The organism is Burkholderia sp. GW821-FHT14F03 (assembly GCF_058803765.1).
This window is the reverse complement of sequence record NZ_JBXAPG010000027.1, coordinates 5342-22193: the sequence shown is the minus strand read 5'-3', so window position 1 is coordinate 22193 and position 16852 is coordinate 5342. Positions and strand designations below refer to the sequence as shown.

Below are 16852 nucleotides of genomic sequence, written 5' to 3'. Positions count from 1 at the left end.
CGATGAAGCGCCTTCCTGCCGTTTCCGCCCCCCGGGCCCGCGCCGTCGCGTCGGGCGTGGCGGCCGCCGTTGCCGTCGCGCTGGCGCTGGGCGGCTGCATGGTCGGCCCCGACTATCACGCGCCGTCGGTCGCGCCGCCGGCCGCCTACCGCGAGCTGCCCGGCTGGACCCAGGCCGCGCCCGACGCGGACGGCCCGAAAGGCGACTGGTGGACCGCCTTCCACGATCCGCTGCTCGACGAACTGGAGCCGCTCGTCGCGGTGTCGAACCAGACCGTGCGGCAGGATTACTACAACTACCAGCAGGCGCTGGCGCTCGTGCGCGAGGCGCGCGCGGGGCTGTTCCCGACGCTGTCCGCGACCGGGTCGGCGACGCGTCAGCGCAGCGCGGCGGCCGGCGTGAGTTCGATCGGGAACAGCGGCGCGCTCGAAGGCAACGTCAGCTGGTCGCCCGATCTGTGGGGCGAGGTGCGGCGCACGCTCGAGGAGCGCCGTGCGAGCGCGCAGGCGAGCGCGGCGACCTATGCGAACGCAACCTTGTCGGAACAGGTCACGCTCGCGACGACCGTGATCGACCTGCGCGTCACCGATGCGAACATCGATCTGCTCCAGGCGACCGTGAAGGCGTATGAGGATTATCTGCGCGTGATCGCGGACCAGGATCGGGCCGGCACGATCCCGCCGTCCGATCTCGTCACCGCGCAGACCCAGCTCGACAGCGCGCGCGCGAGCCTGATCGCGCTCGACGAATCGCGCGCGAAGTACGTGCATGCGATCGCGGTGCTGGTCGGCCGCACGCCCGAGGACCTCACGGTCGCGCACGACGCGACGCTGCCCGCGCTGCCCGACGTGCCGGTCGGCGTGCCGTCGACGCTGTTGCAGCGGCGGCCCGACATCGCGGTCGCCGAACGGCAGATGGCGTCCGCGAACGCGGCGATCGGCGTCGCGATCGCCGCCTACTATCCGACGATCTCGCTGTCCGCGGCCGCGGGCTTCAGCGCGTCGCCGCTGGCGGGGCTGCTGCATGTCGCGAACTATGTGTGGTCGCTCGGCGGCAGCGCGTCGGAGACGCTGTTCGACGGCGGGCTGCGCAGCGGCGAAGTCGCGGCCGCGCGCGCGACCTACGACGCGGCGGTCGCGAGCTATCGCGGCACGGTGCTGGCCGCGTTGCAGAACGTCGAGGACGATCTCGCGAGCGTGCGGGTGCTGGCGGCCCAGGCCGATGCGCTCGCGCGCGCGGTGACGAACGCGAAACGTGGAGCCGAGATCGCGTTCAACGAGTATCAGGCGGGCACCGTCGACTACACGACGGTTTCGACCGCGCAGGCCACCTTGCTCAATTTGCAGCAGAGCGCGCTGAACGTGCAGCAGCAGCGGCTGGTGGCGGCCGCGACGCTGTTCGGCGATCTCGGCGGCGGCTGGAATGTCACGCGGATCGACACCGTGACGCCGCCGGCGCGCGACGCGGGGTGAGGGCAGGCCGGGTCGGCATCCGCCGTCGCGCCTGAGCGCGGCTCACGCGTGGTATTCGATCCGTTCGGCGAACAGGTGCAGCGCGCGCGACACCTGCTTGCTGAAGTACGCGGGCCGTTCGCGCTCGTAGGCGCGCAACAGCGACGTGCATTCGCGTTCCTCCCAGCGCCAGTACGGCCCCTGTTTCGCGAAGGCCGGATGATCGTGCAGCTGCGGCGGGACGCGATGCTCGTCGTCCCAGCCCCAGAAGTAGCTGTTCGTCGGCCCGGCGAACGCCATGCCGAGCGTGCGGGCGACGATCGGATCGTGGCGGAGCGTGAAGTCGACCACCTCCGTGCGCGCCACGCCGCCGGCGTCGGCATGCTCCGCCTCGATCCAGCAGTGATAGCGCGCGAGCTGCGACAGGTGGCGCGCGGTGCGGCGACGCTCGCGCGTCGTGCACAGCACGTAGAGATTGCCCGCGCCGAAATCCATCACCTCGCCGCCCGCGATGGGCCGGTAGCGCGCGCCGGTCAGCAGGCTCAGGACCCGCGCGCCGACGATCGCGTAGTCGGCGCAGCGCATGTAGCCATGCTTGGTGGTCGATTCCGACACGCTGCGATGAATGACTTCATCGAGGACGGGCTGCACGGCGTGAGGAACAGGGACGGTGAGGATGGGCGGCTGGTCGGGCGCGCTGACTTCTCGCATGGGCGGATGCACTTCGCTTCTTGGTGTTTGCTGGAACGACTTTCGCGAAATGTTACCGACGATTACCAATCGTTACGTGAAGAATGTGTGGCCCTGCGTGGAGATTTGTCGATGAATGGAAAGGATCGTAAGTCATTGGCGATCCGAATCTTACAGATGGCTCGCTATCGGGCGGGGCGAGGCCGGCGCGCATGGCCGGCTCATGGCGTCGGCGTCATTCCGGGAACGTTCCGCCTCGCCCGTGGCCGCCGTTGAAGCGCGCCGCGCCTGTCACGCCTTCGCCGTTCACGATCGGCGCGCCGCGCGCGCCTTCCCGGCGCAGCGCGTCCGCCAGCGGCAGATCCCATTGCGCGTAGGCCGAGTGCCGATCCGCGAGCATGCAGGCGCGCGGGAATGCCGCGATCCGGCGGGCGAGGCGGATGGCGTGCGGCACGCTTTCACCGGCCGGCACGACGTAGTTGGCGAGCCCGATCTGCCGCGCCTCGTCGGCGTCGACGGGGCGTCCGGTCAGGATCATGTCCAGCGCGCGCCCCATGCCGACGATGCGGGGCAGCCTGACCGTGCCGCCGTCGATCAGGGGAACGCCCCAGCGCCGGCAGAACACGCCGAACACCGCATCCTGTTCGACCACGCGGAGGTCGGCCATCAAGGCCAGCTCCAGCCCGCCCGCGACCGCGTAGCCGGAGATGGCCGCGATCAGCGGCTTGGGCAGCGCCATGCGCGTCGGGCCCATCGGCCCCGGCGCGTGCCCGGCCGGGTCGACACGGTTGCGCAAGGCCGGATCGTCGATGACCTTGAGGTCGGCGCCCGCGCAGAAGTGGCCGCCCGCGCCGGTCAGGATCGCGACGCCGAGCGAGGCGTCGGCCGCGAAGCGCTCGAACGCGGCGTTCAGCCGCGCGGCGGTCGGGCCGTCGACGGCGTTGCGGCGGTCGGGGCGGTTGAGGGTGATGATGCAGACCGGGCCGTCCACGTCGAACAGGATGTCGTCCATGCTGGCTCCTTGAGGCGGGATGGGGAAGGGTGGCCCGGCGGGTCGAGGTCGCCCGCGGGCGCCGGCGCGGGCGGGGATAGGAAGGAATATAGGAGAGACTGGCGCGCGGCGCATGAGGGGCGGTCGCTTCGCGCCTCGTCGTGCGGACGCTATGTGTTATCGGTCTCGACGGAGCAAGGCGGCGATGGCGAGCGAGGCCAGCGACAGGCTGACCCAGGCGCCGCCGCCGGCAAATACCCAGCCAAGCGTCGCGAGCGCAATTCGCGATTGGTTGATTGCTATGCCGCTGTAGGCATCTCCCTCGTTGCGCAAGTAAAAGAGATAAAAGAAGCACGGCGTAATCAACAGCAACGCCGCGATCGCCAGCAGATAGCGGGCGTGGCGCTTGAGGTATGCCTGGTGTAAGCGGGCCAGATAGAACGCCCTGTTCCTGAAGTGAAATACCGTCAATATCGGTGTTGTCACGAGCAGCGTCGCGAAATAGAGCGCCGAGATCTCCGGGAATGCCGGGGCGCGACGATAAGCGTCGACCGTGGGAAACCAGGTCGCGACGGCATGCACCCAGCGATCGAGCATTGGCAGACGGTCCAGTATGTCGGTGGGGAGCAGCGACCCGATGACGATGCTGACGAACAGGATCGACAGGAACTCCCAGCTCTTGAGCAACAGCCGCAGTTCATTTTTCGGAAGAGGCGAGAGTGTCGTGTGATTCGGCCTGTCGTTGGTCATCGATATCCTCTTGGTCTTGAAGGAAAGCGTCCCGAAAGGCATTGCGGTTGATAATCCATGCCGCGGATTCACTACCTTGCATCGGGTTGAAACGGATGATCGGCCCTGCTTCGAAGCAGCATAGGTGATGGCGGCGCAGGCTTCATTCCATATCGCGCACACCGTTTCGCCCCGGCGCATTTTCCCTTTCCGCCGCCTTGGCGTAATCTGTCCGCTTTCTGTCCGTGGTCGACGTTATCGAGTGGGGGCGCGCCCGATAAAGTGCAGTCATCGTCCACCACCGAAGGAGCGCTGAAATGTCCACCTCTACCGCCTTGCTCGTGATCGATATGCAGGAGTCGTTCCGCCACCGCCCGTATTTCCGCGAGGCCTTCGTGCAGGCCTACATCGAGCGCCAGCAGGCGCTGATCGACGGCGCCGAGCGCGCCGGCATCCCGGTCGTGCAGATCTATCACGTCATGGACGACGGCCCGTTCTCGCTCGCGTCCGGATTTGTCCGCCCGCTCGATCCGCTGCGCATCCAGCCGACCGTGACGTTCCACAAGCGCCGCCACAGCGCGCTTGTCGGCAGCGGCCTCGAAGACTGGCTCGTGCGCAACGGCATCCGCCGCGTGATCGTGTCCGGAATCCGCACCGAGCAATGCTGCGAAACGACCACGCGCCACGCCTCCGATCTCGGCTATACGGTCGACTACGTCGGCGAGGCCACGCTGACTTTCCCGATGACCGACGCGACCGGCCGCGAATGGAGCCCCGACGAGATTCGCGCGCGCACCGAGCTGGTGCTGGCCGATCGCTTCGCGCGCATCGCGACTGTCGAGGAAGCGCTCGCGGCCGCGACGGAGCCGGTGGCGGGATGAGCGGGCGCGACGCGGCGCGCGTGATCCCGGTCTACGTGGTGGTGCCGCCGCGTGCGTTGCTGCTCGACGTCGCCGGGCCGGTGGAAGTGCTGCGCATGACGAATCTCGCGCAGGCCGGCCTGCGTTTCGAGGTTCGTTTCGTCGGCGCCGCGCCGCGCGTGCACAGTTCGGTCGGGCTCGGGCTCGCCGGTCTCGCGCCGCTGCCGGCGCGGCTGCCCGGTGACGCGATGGTGCTCGTGTCCGGTTCCGTCGATGTGCCGCTCGGCGAGCCGCCGGCCGCCGAGCGCGACGACGAAGACGAGGCGGCGATCGTCGCCTGGCTGCGGCGCGTGATCCTGCCGGGCGTGCGGCTGGTCACGATCTGCGCCGGCGCGATGCTGGCCGCGCGCGCGGGGCTGCTCGACGGCTGTGAATGCACGACCCATCATGAAAACATCGACCGGCTCGCGCAGCTCGCGCCGCGCGCGCGGATCCGCGAGAACCGGTTGTTCGTGCAGGACGGCGAGCGGATGACGAGCGCGGGCGTGACGGCCGGCGTCGACCTGATGCTCGCGATCGTCGCGCAGGAGGCCGGCCATGCGATCGCGCTCACGGTCGCGCGCAAGCTGGTGGTCTACCTGCGCCGGACCGGCGCGGACCCGCAACTGTCGCCGTGGCTCGAAGGACGCAATCACCTGCATCCCGCGATCCATCGCGTGCAGGATGCGGTGGGCGCCGATCCGGCGCGCCCGTGGACGCTGCCGGCGCTCGCCGAGGTCGCGGCCACGAGCCCGCGTCATCTGTCGCGGCTGTTCAACGAGCATGCGGCGATGAGCGTCACCGATTATGTGAACCGGATGCGCGTCGCGCTCGCGCGGCAGCTGGTGGTGGGCTCGACGCTCGACATGGAGCGCGTCGCGGAGCGCAGCGGCTTTTCGTCGGCGCGCCAGTTCCGGCGCGCGTGGGGGCGGGTGTATGCGGCGCCGCCGGCGCGTTTGCGCGAGGCGGAGGCCTGAGGCGTGCGGTGAAGCGCGGCGGGCCGACGCGTACCGGTGCCGACTGCCGGCGCGTTGCCGTGTGATGTCCGCCTTGCGCGTCTTGGCTTCACGCCTGAGCCGGGCATGCGCTCGCGCTCGCACACGCGCCGAATCGCGCAGCTCAAAACAGGCGCTGCTGTCCCGACGTCACCGATTCGAAATCATCGCGCAGGAACGGCAGGATCGCATCGGCGACTGGCTGCAGCTGGCGGCTCACGTAGAACGCATAGTCGATCGGCGAACGCAGCGTTTCGAGCGGCTCGGGGCCGGCCGTGGTCATCACGTAGCTGATCCAGCCGCCGCGCTGGTATTGCAGCGGACGGCCCTGTGCGCGATTGAATTCATCCGCGACCCGCGCCGCGCGCACGTGCGGCGGCACGTTGCGCTCGTATTCGGCGAGCGGCCGGCGCAGCCGCTTGCGATACACGAGCAGTGCGTCGTGCGTGCCCGCCAGCGTGTCGCGCACATAGGTCCGGATGAATTCCTGATAAGGCTCCTGCTTGAACACGCGGCGATACAGCTCGCGCTGGAACCGCTGCGCGAGCGGCGTCCAGTCGGTGCGCACCGTCTCCAGCCCCTTGAACACGAGTTCGTCCGTGCCGTCCGCCGCGCGCGCGAGGCCCGCGTAGCGCTTCTTGCTGCCTTCCTCCGCGCCGCGCACGGTCGGCATCAGGAAGCGCAGGTAGTGGCGTTCGTATTGCAGTTCGAGCGCGCTGTCGAGACCGAAGCGTTCGCGCAGTTGCGCGCGCCACCAATCGTTCACGTGCGCGACGAGCGCGCGGCCGATGCGCGCCGCGTCGGCATCGTCATAGGCGCGCTTGAGCCAGACGAAGGTCGAATCGGTGTCGCCGTAGATCACGTCGTAGCCTTGCGCCTCGATCAGCGTGCGGGTCTCGTGCATGATCTCGTGGCCGCGCATCGTGATCGACGAGGCGAGGCGCGGATCGAAGAACCGGCACCCGGTGGAGCCCAGCACGCCGTAGAACGAATTCATGATGATCTTGAGCGCCTGCGACAACGGCGCATTGTGCTGGCGCTTCGCGGTATCGCGGGTGTCCGACACGCGGCGCACGATGTCCGGCAGGCAGTGACGGGTGCGCGAGAAGCGCGCGCCGAGGAAGCCCGGCACGGAGGCCGCGTCCGACGGATCGCCGAGCCCCGCGATCAGGCCCGCGGGATCGATCAGGAAGCTGCGGATGATCGACGGATACAGGCTCTTGTAGTCGAGCACCAGCACCGAATCGTAGAGGCCGGGCCGGGAATCCATCACGAAGCCGCCCGGGCTGTTTTGCCCGGTCACGTCGCCGAGGTTCGGCGCCACGTAGCCGAGCCGGTGCATGCGCGGCAGGTAGAGGTGCGTGAACGCCGCGACCGAGCCGCCGGTGCGGTCGGCGGGCAGGCCGGTGACGGCCGCGCGTTCGAGCGAGAACGGCAGCAGGTCGGCTTTCTCGAAGATGCGCGTGACGAGTTCGCAATCCTTGAGGTTGTAGCGCGCGAGGGCGGGCTTGTCTTCGTCGAAGCGCCGCTGGATTTCGGCCATGCGCTGATATGGGCTGTCGATCGCCTTGCCTTCGCCGAGCAGCGCTTGCGCGACGGCTTCGAGGCTGAACGACGGGAAGCTCCAGGTGGCGGACTTCAGCGCGTCGATGCCGTCGATGATGAGGCGGCCTGTCGCGCCCGCGAAGAAATGGTCGGGCTGCTGGCCGTGCGCGCGCCAGTCGAGCGCGCTGCCGTCGCGGCCGAGCGTGAGCGGGATGCGGCACGCCTCGGCATGCGCATGCAGCACGCGCAGGTCGAACTGGATCAGGTTCCAGCCGATCAGCACGTCGGGGTCGTGGCGCGCGAACCATTCGTTCAGGCGTTCAAGCAGCGCGGCGCGGCTGTCGCAGTAGTCGAGCCGGAAGTCGAGCGCGGCAGGCTCGCCGTTCGGCGGGCCGAGCATGTATACCTGGCGCTGCCCGCACCCTTCGAGCGCGATCGAGTACAGCTCGCCGGCCGCGCTCGTCTCGATGTCGAGCGATACGCAGCGCAGCGCGGGGCGATAGTCGTCCAGGGGGCGCAGTTCGCCGTCGGTCAGCCCGTCGCCGGATAGCCCGTCGCCGCCGTCCGGCACGCCGCGAAAGCGCACCGGCGCGGTGATGAAACGCTCCATCATGTAACGGTCGGGCGGCTGGATGTCGGCTTCGTAAACATCGACCCCCGCTTGTTCGAGACGCTTGCGCAGCGCGCCGAGCTGACGGTGGCGGCGGCAGTACAGGCCGTCCACGGTGCGGTCGCTGAAATCGCGCAGCGCGAGCGGCCGCAGCTCCGCCTCGTTGCCGATCACGCGCGCGGCCGCGTCGCGCTGCTCGGCCGGCACGAACGCCACCGCTTCCTGCGGGCGCAGGCGCACCCGGCGCGGACCGCTTCCGGTCGCCAGCCAGAATTCGACCTCGATGCCGTCCGGCTGGTCCCGCCAGTGGCGGGTAAGGATGAAGCCCTGCTCGAATTCCGTCAAAACGCTGGTCCGCTCGTCGATGCCTGATCTCGAAATTGTAGCGCCCGGCGAGCGTGTTTCCGCTCGCGTGCGGTCGGTTGGGGGCGGCGGTGGGTACGTTTCTGTCGCCGATCGGGATCGCTTCGTTTGGGTTTCGTGCGGTGATGCTCGCGATGGCGTGGGGGGCTTGTGGGGCTGGTGTCGATCGCGTGGATTCGGGCGACAGGGTATTTGACGGCGAACGAGGTGGCAGGGTGGTGAGACTGGTGGTGGGCCGAATTGCGGAGAGAGGGTAGCGCTGGGTCAATCACAAACACAGGCAGCAGTGGACCAGCATTCGCACTACCTAGGCGTATCCGGTGATTGGGGCCTTGTAATCAAGTTCTGCATGCGTAGCTGAGGTCTCATCTCATCTGCTCGTGAAAAGAATGGCGTTTATGAACGGAGGTACTAGGCGTCTCAAGCTGCCCGGTGGGAGGCGCGCGGTGATCGGCGGCGAGATTTGTTATGTAGTCTTATATACCTTGGTTACGCGCCCTCGTTGTTTCTCGTGCACGTCAAACGAGGCGCGAAATTAGGCCATTGCGAGCGGCATAGCGGCTACCGAAGCGCACTGTATTGAAACCCTACGGTGTAGTCGGCGTAATTTTCAACATGAAATAAATTCACCATGTCAGTTTGCTAGTTATCGAGAAGAGTTTTCAAATATTCAACTCTTTGCGTGGTGATCTCGACGAGGCAGTCTTTCGTAATTAAGCCCGCTCCAGCACCCTGAGATTGAGATGCCTCAGAAGAAATGTAACCGTTGCATTGCTTTTCTCTATAATTGAGCCAAGCTTTTTGAGCTTGCTCAAACTTGTCCTTGTGTTGGGTTGGGATATATATTTTTTGATAAATTGCATTGAGGTCTTTTTTTGATTGATCTAAGGCGAGATCGACGCAGGATAAATCAGTGTAAACATTTCCGCTGGTAGCGCATATTTCGGAAATTGCGCTTAAGGGTAAGAGTGAAATTGTTAGAACAATGATTTTCTTCATAATGCTCTCGATAGGTTGATGAGTGCATGATGCTTCGCTCGGGTTTTATGTAGCGACGTTCGCGATGGCCGGGGGGCTTGTGTGGAACTGGTATGGATCGCGTGGGAACCGAAGACGCTAGATTTTCGATTTATTATTATTGGTTGGTTCTTCATGTAGATATGCTCTGCCTGTTGTCACCAATCTATTTTTTGATGCCCCGGTATCCTTGAGCAAGGAGGCATCGAATGGGCCGTAAAAAAGTCGCCGTCTGGATTTTTTGTGACCTTCCAGCGCAACTTTCCATTGTGCAGTGAAATATCGGAAATACCATTTTTCGCTCCAAGGAATGAGAAAAAATTGACTGTGGCATACAATCCGTCAGGCGACACTGTTCTGTTCAGGTTGCTGGTTCCCTCAGGATCACATTCTATTCGTCGTCCTTCTTCGGTGATAAAGCAATAGCTCCCGTTGATTTGGTGGGCCGATGTTTTGTACAATTTCAGGGTGAAAATGGAGTATGGATTTTTATTTATTTGGTGCATTGAAGTATATCGCCATTCGCCAAGAAGCGGAATCGTATCAGTCTGAGGTGTCTGTGCAATTGCAGCATTTAACCCGAAAAGATAGTGCAGGCCGGTGCAAAGATGTATCAATTTATTCATGGCTGTACCTGGAGGCAGTTGGTAACGCGGCGTAGCCAGCCATCCCAAAAGCGATCTAGCCAGGAGCGTTGTCGACCAGTATTTGTAATGATTTCACCTGATTTAATCGATATTCTGAAGTAACTGATTCTGGTCTTGAGCCGCATTCATTGCTTTGATCGTATTGGGGCCAAGGCTGCCATTTTCGTCTACGCTGGCTTCTATTTTGAATTGAGCATTTTTTTGAATTTGCTTCATTGCGCCATCCGATGTAGTCGTCCAGTTGTACGTCATAAGAGCGATGCGGTTATCGAAAAACTGGCAGAACCTCTGAGGTTCCCAGAATCGTTTCAAGTAAATTGTCTCTGTTTGGCTTTCGGTTATAAATTTTAGTCGAGATCGTTGCTCTGCAGTCTGCTACTTTTTACCCAGCCTCGAACGGGGCTGGTCTTCTTGGAATTTTGGTAAGTGACTAAGGTAAATCCGAAGCGGCTGGTATATGTATCGACGGATTCGCCAGCCAAAATGAAGATTCCCGGCATTTTGCATGAGTAGTTCGGTGCCGAATAAAATTGAAGCCGGCCACTTCCAACGACTGTCATCTCTTTCTCAGAATGAGGTGTGTTGTTGGTGGGTTCTGAGACGCGCTTGTTGAGGTCATCACAGTTCGATTCGGCTGTCGGTTGATTGGGAATGCAGTCCGAAATGAATGCTTGGTATTTGCCTGTATTCACCTTTAGCGTGGACGGATGTTCAGGATCTCTCGTCATATCTAACGCTTTCATTAAATTTGTATCCAAATTCACCCAGCCGATCGATACTTGCTTGTCAAGATTGTCAGGGCTATCCGCAGCAACATATAACCTAACGCTATAGATGCCATTGGAAATGTCCTCAATTTCCACTTGTATTTTTTCTTTGTTCATCGTCGGGTGTTTAAGTGGGGGGGTAATTATATTTTTTAATTTATCGTTGCATGTTTCTGAGGGCGCGTAAGTGCTGTATGGGATAATTTAAATGAATATTAATGATATTATTTTGCGGAATATTTCATGTTATATAAATGGAATGAATTTACGATTTTTGGCGTTATGAGATCAAGTGCTTTTCTGTAGGCTGCCTGAGCATTTGCGTCTTTCGAAAACCATCGCGCATAATTTCCATTGAATTGAGTCAGCCCGTCGAATTCTTCGTTCGCGCCCGCGTGGCTGAACCGAATCTCCGGATCGGGCAGAGACGGGCCGGAGTACAGGTCGTCCATGATGACGACCTGATGTGACTTGCCGTCCTCCGCGAAGTCGAAGCGAGGAAATGCGCCGACCTCTTCCAGGCTCCGATGCACGAAATTCCAGTCGGTTTCCCACTGCACGCGATGCGAGTACGCCCGCATCGGCTCGCGTATCTCGAACGCGTAGTGGCCGTTCGCCTGCGGATGCTTGTCGAACACGTCGATCAAAATCTGCCAGCCGCCGGTTTCCTGCCAGTCGCGCCGGTCGCTGCTGAGCTTGAGGAAGCTGAGCCAGGATGAGAAATGGAGCTGGAAATAGGCGACCGGACCGTCACTTCCCAAGCGGCGTACCCGTTGCACATAACCGTGAATGGGGAGATAGCCGCCGTCCGTCTGGCGAATCCGGAGCGTGACGGGTTGGAACATGAGGGCATTGAGCTTGATCTTGCCGCCGACAACCGATGACGCATCGACGATCACCTCGAAATTGCGCCCGAGCCGTGCGTGAATCTTGACGTACAGCGGTACGAGCCAGTCGTCGCCGAGCGGTGTGTCGAGTTTGACGATGCGATCGAACTGCGCGTAGCCGCCGCGTAGTACGTTCAGCAAGACTTCCCCGGCCATGCGGTCACCCCATTTTATGGAGAGCGAGTTCGACCGCTACCAACATCCCGAGGCCGAGACTGCGTGCGTCATATCAGAAGAAATGCAAAGACCCGACTGCGGGATGGAGATCGAATGCCGGTCTTTTAAATCTCGGGGCGGGTAAGAAGAGGCGCTGGATAATGCTGTCCCGATGCCGGGGGAGCATATCAAAGTCGATTTTTTTGATAGGGAAATAGTGACGATTTTTGACAAATAATGAGGAATGCTTTCAAGCCATTGATTCATTGTCGCGCGATCGTTTCGTCCGGCCGGCGATTCGCGTAGATCGCTTGGGTCATCGAAATCCACACGCTCAAACCATGGCTGCAATCCGCCTATTCCCCTTGGGTCGGCGCGGACAGCATGCGAATCGTCCTAAATCCGGCGCGAGTGCTGCACGGTGGTTCACCACGCGCTGACTGATGCCGCGCCTCGCGAGGCTGTGCGACGCGCATCCTGGCTATGAACCGAGTCTCACGACCCGCCTGCTCGACTGAGCCGTGTGCGTCGGCGGCGGCGAATGGGACGGCCTCGACAAGATGCAGGTGATGCACGAGCGACGCGTCGCCGTGTGCGCGACGGCCCGATCGACCTGGGTCGCTTCACGCTGCTGCACGTGCTGGCGGCCCGCGTCCAGCGCTACCCGCCCCGGCAGCACGCGAGCGGCCGGCATCGACGACATCGACACGCGCGGCGGCCATGAATTCGACCTGTTGAACCACGCGATGCGGCAGACCGAGGCGTGGGGTTGCGCGGGAGATCAGGAACCGGAACGACTGAAAAAGGGCCGACACCGGGGCGTGACGGCCCTGCCATGCACATCCCGCTCGTCGGACGAACACGCCGAGGCGGATGTTCGCGACGCAACGCGCCCTTGGCTCGCGGTAAAGCGCTATTGCCTGTCGATGTCGAGCAAGACGTCGACCCGGCGATTGCTCGCCCGCCCGGCCGCCGTCGCATTCGAGCCGACCGGATCGGCCTTGCCGTAACCGTGGCCGGCGTATTGGCCGGCCTTCAACCCGTGCTCCTGCAGATAAGCCCGCACCGTCCGGGCCCGGCGCTCCGACAGATCCAGGTTGTAGGCATCCGAGCCGACCGAATCGGTATACCCGTTGACCGTCACCGTCTTGATCGAGACGCCGCGCGCCTCGTCGATCAGTCGATCCAGCCGCGCGCGGGCGGCCGGCGTCAGGCTCGCCTGCGCCGTGTCGAAGTTGGCGTCGGTGCTCAGCGTCGTGATGGCCGGCGGCATCGGCGCAACAGGCGCCGGCGCGACGGGCGCGGGCGCGGGCGCCGCCTGCGGCGCGCCGCATTGGAACAGCAGGTTCCGCACGTCTGCCTGGCCGCCCGACGTGGCGCCCAACAGTGATTGCCCCTCCAGCACCCTGACGGGCTGATCCTTGCAGACCGCCTCCGCCGCCTTGCGGCACGCGCCGGGGCCTTCCAGCAGCCCATAGCAGGTCACCCGATACGCCTGCTCGCCGTTCGGCATCGACACCGCGTAGCGGGTGTACGTCGGGCCCGAGGAGGTCGTGCAACCCACGAGCGCCATCGCGCCCAGCAGCATCGCTTGTCTTGCGTTGAACATGATGTTCCTCTTCCTTTGTCTTGGACGATCCGATCCGCATCCGGGTAACGATGAAGTGCGGCGCATCCGAACCGACTCGCATCCGGACGCGCCGCGCCCCACTTCACCACTGGTAGCCCGCACCGACGCCGTACGTGTAGCCGGCGTTGCCGCCGCTGACGCCTCCTCTCAGCTTGATGTTGTCCGTCAGGCGCGCGGTGAAACCGATCGCCACGGCGCTGTAGCCCTGGTAGCTGCCGCCGCCTATCCCCACCGCGATCGTTCTGCCGGCATCCACTTCCGGGATCATCGTCAACGCGGTCGCCGCCGCGATACCCGAGTACGCCGTGCGTGCGACGTTGTTCACCGTCGTTTGCAAGGCCCCCAGCTGGGACACGTTCACCGCGTCGGTCGGGTTCACGCCCGCCGCGACATTGGTGATGCGACGCTCGCTGCCGGGCGCGCCGACCGATACGGTATTGGCCTGATTCGCCACCGAGTTCGCACCGATCGCCACCGCGCCGGCCGCCGAGGTGGTCGCGCCCTGGCCGATCGCCGTGCCGCTCGCGGCCGACACCACCGCGCTCGCGCCGATCACCGTGCCGCCGTCCGAGTTCGCGCTCGCACCGTTGCCGAGCGCCACGCCGTTCGCGCCGGACGCTGCCGCGTTCGGACCGATGGCCAGCGCGTTGAGGCCCGTCGCACCGTTGTTGCCGAAGTTCCCTTGCTGCGCGCCGTTGTCGTTCACGCTGTAGTAGTGGCTGCCGGGCCCGTTCGACAAGGTCGAGGTCGACAACCTGCTGATCGACGTCGACAGCGACGTGAGCTGCGTCGTGTTGGAGCCCTGGCTCGTCGACAACGAGGCGATATCCGACATCGTGGACGTCGACAGGGTGTTGAGCGCCTGGATCGTCGAATACAGCTGCGAGCCGTTGATCGCATCCGTGCTCGACGAGCTCACTTGTCCCGCCGCGACATTCGTCACCTGCCGCTCCGCGCCCGGCGAACCCATGCTCACCACGCTCGCTGGCGTGCTGCCCGCGAAGTTGTAGGTGGCGCCGCCGATCGTCGCGCTGGCCGTCGGATTCGCGGCCGCCGTCGTCGAGCCGTAGCCCAGGGCCACGTCGCCGGCATTGTTCGCCACCGCGTTCGGGCCGATCGCGACGCTGTTCAACCCCAGCGCCTGACTGTCGGGCAGCGTCGAGTTCGCGTGGAAGTACTTGATGCCCCCGCCGTTGGTGATGTTGTTCACGGTGTTGCCGAGCGAGTCGACCGCCTGATCCGTGGCGTACAGCTGCGAACCGTTGACCGCATCCGTACTCGTGGCGCTCAGGCGGCCCGCCGCGACGTTCGTGATCTGACGTTCCGCGCCCGGCGCGCCCACGCTCACCACGCTCGCCGGCGTCGTGCCGGCCAACGTGTAGGTCGTGCCGTTGATCGTCGAGGTCGCTGTCGGATTCGCCGCCGCCGTCACCGAGTTGGAACCCAGCGCGACGTCGTTCGGGTTGTTCGCCACCGCGCCCGAACCCATCGCCACCGAGCCCGCGCCGTTGGCCGTCGAGGTGTTGCCCAGCGCCACCGAACCCTGCCCGATCGCCGTGTTCGCATTGCCCAGCGCCACCGCGCCCTGGCCGTTCGATGTGTTGTTCGCGCCCATCGCGATCGCGCCGGTGCCGGTTGCGCTGTTCGGATCGCCGATCGCCACCGCGCCGTCGCCGTTCGCCGTGTTGCCCACGCCGATCGACACGGCCTGGCCACCGGTCGCCGTCGCGTTCTGGCCGATCGCCACCGCGCCGCCCGAGTTCGCATTGGCGCCGTCGCCGACCGCCACCGCGCTCGCGCCCGCCGCTGTCGCGTTGGTGCCCGCCGCCAGCGCATTGATGCCCGTCGCGCCGTTGTTGGCGTAGTTGCCTTGCTGCGTGCCGTTGTCGTTCACGCTGTAGTAGTGCGTTTTTGCCGCATTGACCGCGGTCGAGGTCGAGGTCGACAGCGAAGCGATCGAGCTGTTCGCCGTCGACAGGCCGGTCGATAGCGAACCGATACCGGTCGAGGTTGAAGTGGACAGCGACGCCACCGTGCTGTTGGTGGTGGACAAGCCCGTCGACAGCGAGCCGATCGAGCTGGTCGCGGTCGACAAGCCGGTCGAGGTGGAGGTCGACAAGCTGTTGATCGCGGTGTTCGTCGCGAACAACTGCGAGCCGTTGATCGCGTCCGTGCTGGTTGCCGTCACTTGGCCTGCCGCCACGTTCGTCACCTGACGTTCCGCACCCGGCGCGCCGACGCTTACCACGCTCGCCGGTGTCGTGCCCGCATAGTTGTACGTTACGCCGCCGATCGTGCCCGTCGCCGTCGGATTCGGCGCCGCTGTCACCGAGTTGGAACCCAGCGCCACGCTGTTCGCGTTGCTTGCCACTGCGTTCTGTCCCAATGCGACTGCTCCTGCAGCGCTGGCGTTCGTGCCATCCCCCACCGCGACTGCGCTCGCGCCTGCTGCCGTGGCGTTCGTGCCCGCTGCGAGGGCGTTGATGCCCGTCGCGCCGTCGTTGTTGTAGTTCCCTTGTTGCGTGCCGTTGTCGTTCACACTGTAGTAGTGCGTCTTCGCCGCGTTGATGGCGGTCGAGGTTGAGGTCGACAGCGACGAGATCGCGCTGTTCGCCGTCGACAAGCCAGTCGACAGCGAACCGATACCGGTCGAGGTTGAAGTGGACAGCGACGCCACCGTGCTGTTGGTGGTGGACAAGCCGGTCGACAGCGAGCCGATCGAGCTGGTCGCGGTCGACAAGCCGGTCGAGGTGGAGGTCGACAAGCTGTTGATCGCGGTGTTCGTCGCGAACAATTGCGAACCGTTGATCGCGTCCGTGCTGGTTGCCGTCACTTGGCCTGCCGCCACGTTCGTCACCTGACGTTCCGCACCTGGCGCGCCCACGCTTACCACGCTCGCCGGTGTCGTGCCCGCATAGTTGTATGTCACGCCGCCGATCGTGCCTGTTGCTGTCGGGTTCGACGCGCTCGTCACCGAACCATTTCCTAGCGCCACGTCTCCCGCGTTGTTCGCCACTGCGTTCGGGCCGATTGCCACACTGTTCGCTCCCAGCGCCTGACTGTCGGGGGCAGTTGAGTTGGCGTGGAAGTACTTGATTCCCTGGCTGTTGATGTTGTTTATCGCTGACCCGACGTTGTTGACGGTGCTCGTCGTGCCGTTCGCGTTGTAGGTCGTATAGGCCGGCGCGCTGATCGTTCCGGTCGCCGGGTTGTAGGTTGCCCCTCCGCCCAAGGCCGACGCCGTACTGCTGCCGAGATTGCCTGTCACGGTCGACAGCGATGCGACCGTGCTGTTCGTCGTGGACAAGCCCGTCGACAGCGATGTGATGCCGGTCGAGGTCGATGTGGATAGCGAAGCGATCGAGCTATTGGCGGTCGACAAGCCAGTGGAGGTCGAGGTCGACAGCGATGCGACCGTGCTGTTCGTCGTGGACAAGCCCGTCGACAGCGATGTGATGCCGGTCGAGGTCGATGT

The 16852-nt window shown here is 64.1% G+C and carries 13 protein-coding genes and 2 pseudogenes; 4 read left to right on the top strand and 11 right to left on the bottom strand.

The genetic code is table 11. The features are described 5' to 3' along the window. Window positions 1-2 precede the first annotated feature (2 nt). Complete coding sequence (locus AC1RQF_RS19210; protein WP_443111464.1) at window positions 3-1472, top strand: efflux transporter outer membrane subunit; 1470 nt, start codon at window positions 3-5, stop codon at window positions 1470-1472. A gap of 42 nt (window positions 1473-1514) precedes the next feature. Here AC1RQF_RS19210 and AC1RQF_RS19205 read toward each other — a convergent pair whose 3' ends face one another. The 3 genes from AC1RQF_RS19205 to AC1RQF_RS19195 all read right to left on the bottom strand — a co-directional run bounded on the left by AC1RQF_RS19205 (window position 1515) and on the right by AC1RQF_RS19195 (window position 3882). After that, window positions 1515-2162: a hypothetical protein gene (locus tag AC1RQF_RS19205; protein WP_492872713.1), complete on the bottom strand. Its 648-nt coding sequence runs from the start codon at window positions 2160-2162 to the stop codon at window positions 1515-1517. A 214-nt stretch (window positions 2163-2376) separates the two neighbouring features. Beyond that, a complete protein-coding gene (locus AC1RQF_RS19200; protein WP_492872712.1) occupies window positions 2377-3153 on the bottom strand; it encodes a crotonase/enoyl-CoA hydratase family protein in 777 nt (258 codons plus the stop codon). A gap of 156 nt (window positions 3154-3309) precedes the next feature. Next, on the bottom strand, window positions 3310-3882 hold the full coding sequence (locus AC1RQF_RS19195; RefSeq protein WP_492872711.1) for a hypothetical protein: 573 nt from the start codon (window positions 3880-3882) through the stop codon (window positions 3310-3312). A gap of 296 nt (window positions 3883-4178) precedes the next feature. On the opposite strand from AC1RQF_RS19195, the gene AC1RQF_RS19190 reads away from it, so the two are divergent. Together AC1RQF_RS19190 and AC1RQF_RS19185 are read left to right on the top strand one after the other, a co-directional pair. Then, window positions 4179-4742 carry an isochorismatase family protein gene (locus AC1RQF_RS19190; protein ID WP_273996965.1) on the top strand — a complete coding sequence of 188 codons (564 nt, stop codon included), beginning with the start codon at window positions 4179-4181 and terminating at the stop codon, window positions 4740-4742. Next, complete coding sequence (locus AC1RQF_RS19185; RefSeq protein ID WP_492872710.1) at window positions 4739-5737, top strand: GlxA family transcriptional regulator; 999 nt, start codon at window positions 4739-4741, stop codon at window positions 5735-5737. The genes AC1RQF_RS19190 and AC1RQF_RS19185 overlap by 4 nt, the downstream gene beginning before the upstream one ends. Before the next feature lie 142 nt (window positions 5738-5879). Here AC1RQF_RS19185 and AC1RQF_RS19180 read toward each other — a convergent pair whose 3' ends face one another. From AC1RQF_RS19180 to AC1RQF_RS19155, 6 genes and pseudogenes are all read right to left on the bottom strand, one after another. After that, window positions 5880-8255 (bottom strand): DNA polymerase II, encoded by a 2376-nt coding sequence (locus tag AC1RQF_RS19180; protein WP_492872709.1) that lies wholly within the window; start codon window positions 8253-8255, stop codon window positions 5880-5882. 660 nt (window positions 8256-8915) lie between these two features. After that, window positions 8916-9272: a lysozyme inhibitor LprI family protein gene (locus AC1RQF_RS19175; protein ID WP_492872708.1), complete on the bottom strand. Its 357-nt coding sequence runs from the start codon at window positions 9270-9272 to the stop codon at window positions 8916-8918. A 176-nt stretch (window positions 9273-9448) separates the two neighbouring features. After that, window positions 9449-9916 (bottom strand): hypothetical protein, encoded by a 468-nt coding sequence (locus AC1RQF_RS19170; protein WP_492872707.1) that lies wholly within the window; start codon window positions 9914-9916, stop codon window positions 9449-9451. Window positions 9917-10018: 102 nt separating this feature from the next. Next, window positions 10019-10153, bottom strand: a complete 135-nt coding sequence (locus tag AC1RQF_RS19165) for a hypothetical protein (protein ID WP_492872706.1) — start codon at window positions 10151-10153, stop codon at window positions 10019-10021. A gap of 131 nt (window positions 10154-10284) precedes the next feature. Further along, complete coding sequence (locus AC1RQF_RS19160) at window positions 10285-10821, bottom strand: hypothetical protein (RefSeq protein WP_492872705.1); 537 nt, start codon at window positions 10819-10821, stop codon at window positions 10285-10287. 236 nt (window positions 10822-11057) lie between these two features. Next, a pseudogene (locus AC1RQF_RS19155) lies at window positions 11058-11747 on the bottom strand (phage late control D family protein); the annotation flags it as partial. Window positions 11748-12187: 440 nt separating this feature from the next. Here AC1RQF_RS19155 and AC1RQF_RS19150 point away from each other — a divergent pair. Beyond that, window positions 12188-12499 (top strand): annotated as a pseudogene (locus tag AC1RQF_RS19150) (type 2 periplasmic-binding domain-containing protein); the annotation flags it as partial. A 161-nt stretch (window positions 12500-12660) separates the two neighbouring features. On the opposite strand, the gene AC1RQF_RS19145 reads toward AC1RQF_RS19150, so the two are convergent. Both AC1RQF_RS19145 and AC1RQF_RS19140 read right to left on the bottom strand, forming a co-directional pair. Then, window positions 12661-13356: an OmpA family protein gene (locus AC1RQF_RS19145; RefSeq protein ID WP_273996959.1), complete on the bottom strand. Its 696-nt coding sequence runs from the start codon at window positions 13354-13356 to the stop codon at window positions 12661-12663. A gap of 103 nt (window positions 13357-13459) precedes the next feature. After that, a partial coding sequence (locus tag AC1RQF_RS19140) for a YadA-like family protein (protein WP_492872704.1) occupies window positions 13460-16852 on the bottom strand: 3393 nt, incomplete at its 5' end.

Coding starts and splice junctions, on each gene's coding strand:
- AC1RQF_RS19210 (WP_443111464.1), top strand. CDS start 3: ATGAAGCGCCTTCCTGCCGTTTCCGCCCCCCGGGCCCGCGCCGTCGCG.
- AC1RQF_RS19205 (WP_492872713.1), bottom strand. CDS start 2,162: ATGCGAGAAGTCAGCGCGCCCGACCAGCCGCCCATCCTCACCGTCCCT.
- AC1RQF_RS19200 (WP_492872712.1), bottom strand. CDS start 3,153: ATGGACGACATCCTGTTCGACGTGGACGGCCCGGTCTGCATCATCACC.
- AC1RQF_RS19195 (WP_492872711.1), bottom strand. CDS start 3,882: ATGACCAACGACAGGCCGAATCACACGACACTCTCGCCTCTTCCGAAA.
- AC1RQF_RS19190 (WP_273996965.1), top strand. CDS start 4,179: ATGTCCACCTCTACCGCCTTGCTCGTGATCGATATGCAGGAGTCGTTC.
- AC1RQF_RS19185 (WP_492872710.1), top strand. CDS start 4,739: ATGAGCGGGCGCGACGCGGCGCGCGTGATCCCGGTCTACGTGGTGGTG.
- AC1RQF_RS19175 (WP_492872708.1), bottom strand. CDS start 9,272: ATGAAGAAAATCATTGTTCTAACAATTTCACTCTTACCCTTAAGCGCA.
- AC1RQF_RS19170 (WP_492872707.1), bottom strand. CDS start 9,916: ATGAATAAATTGATACATCTTTGCACCGGCCTGCACTATCTTTTCGGG.
- AC1RQF_RS19165 (WP_492872706.1), bottom strand. CDS start 10,153: ATGAAGCAAATTCAAAAAAATGCTCAATTCAAAATAGAAGCCAGCGTA.
- AC1RQF_RS19160 (WP_492872705.1), bottom strand. CDS start 10,821: ATGAACAAAGAAAAAATACAAGTGGAAATTGAGGACATTTCCAATGGC.
- AC1RQF_RS19145 (WP_273996959.1), bottom strand. CDS start 13,356: ATGTTCAACGCAAGACAAGCGATGCTGCTGGGCGCGATGGCGCTCGTG.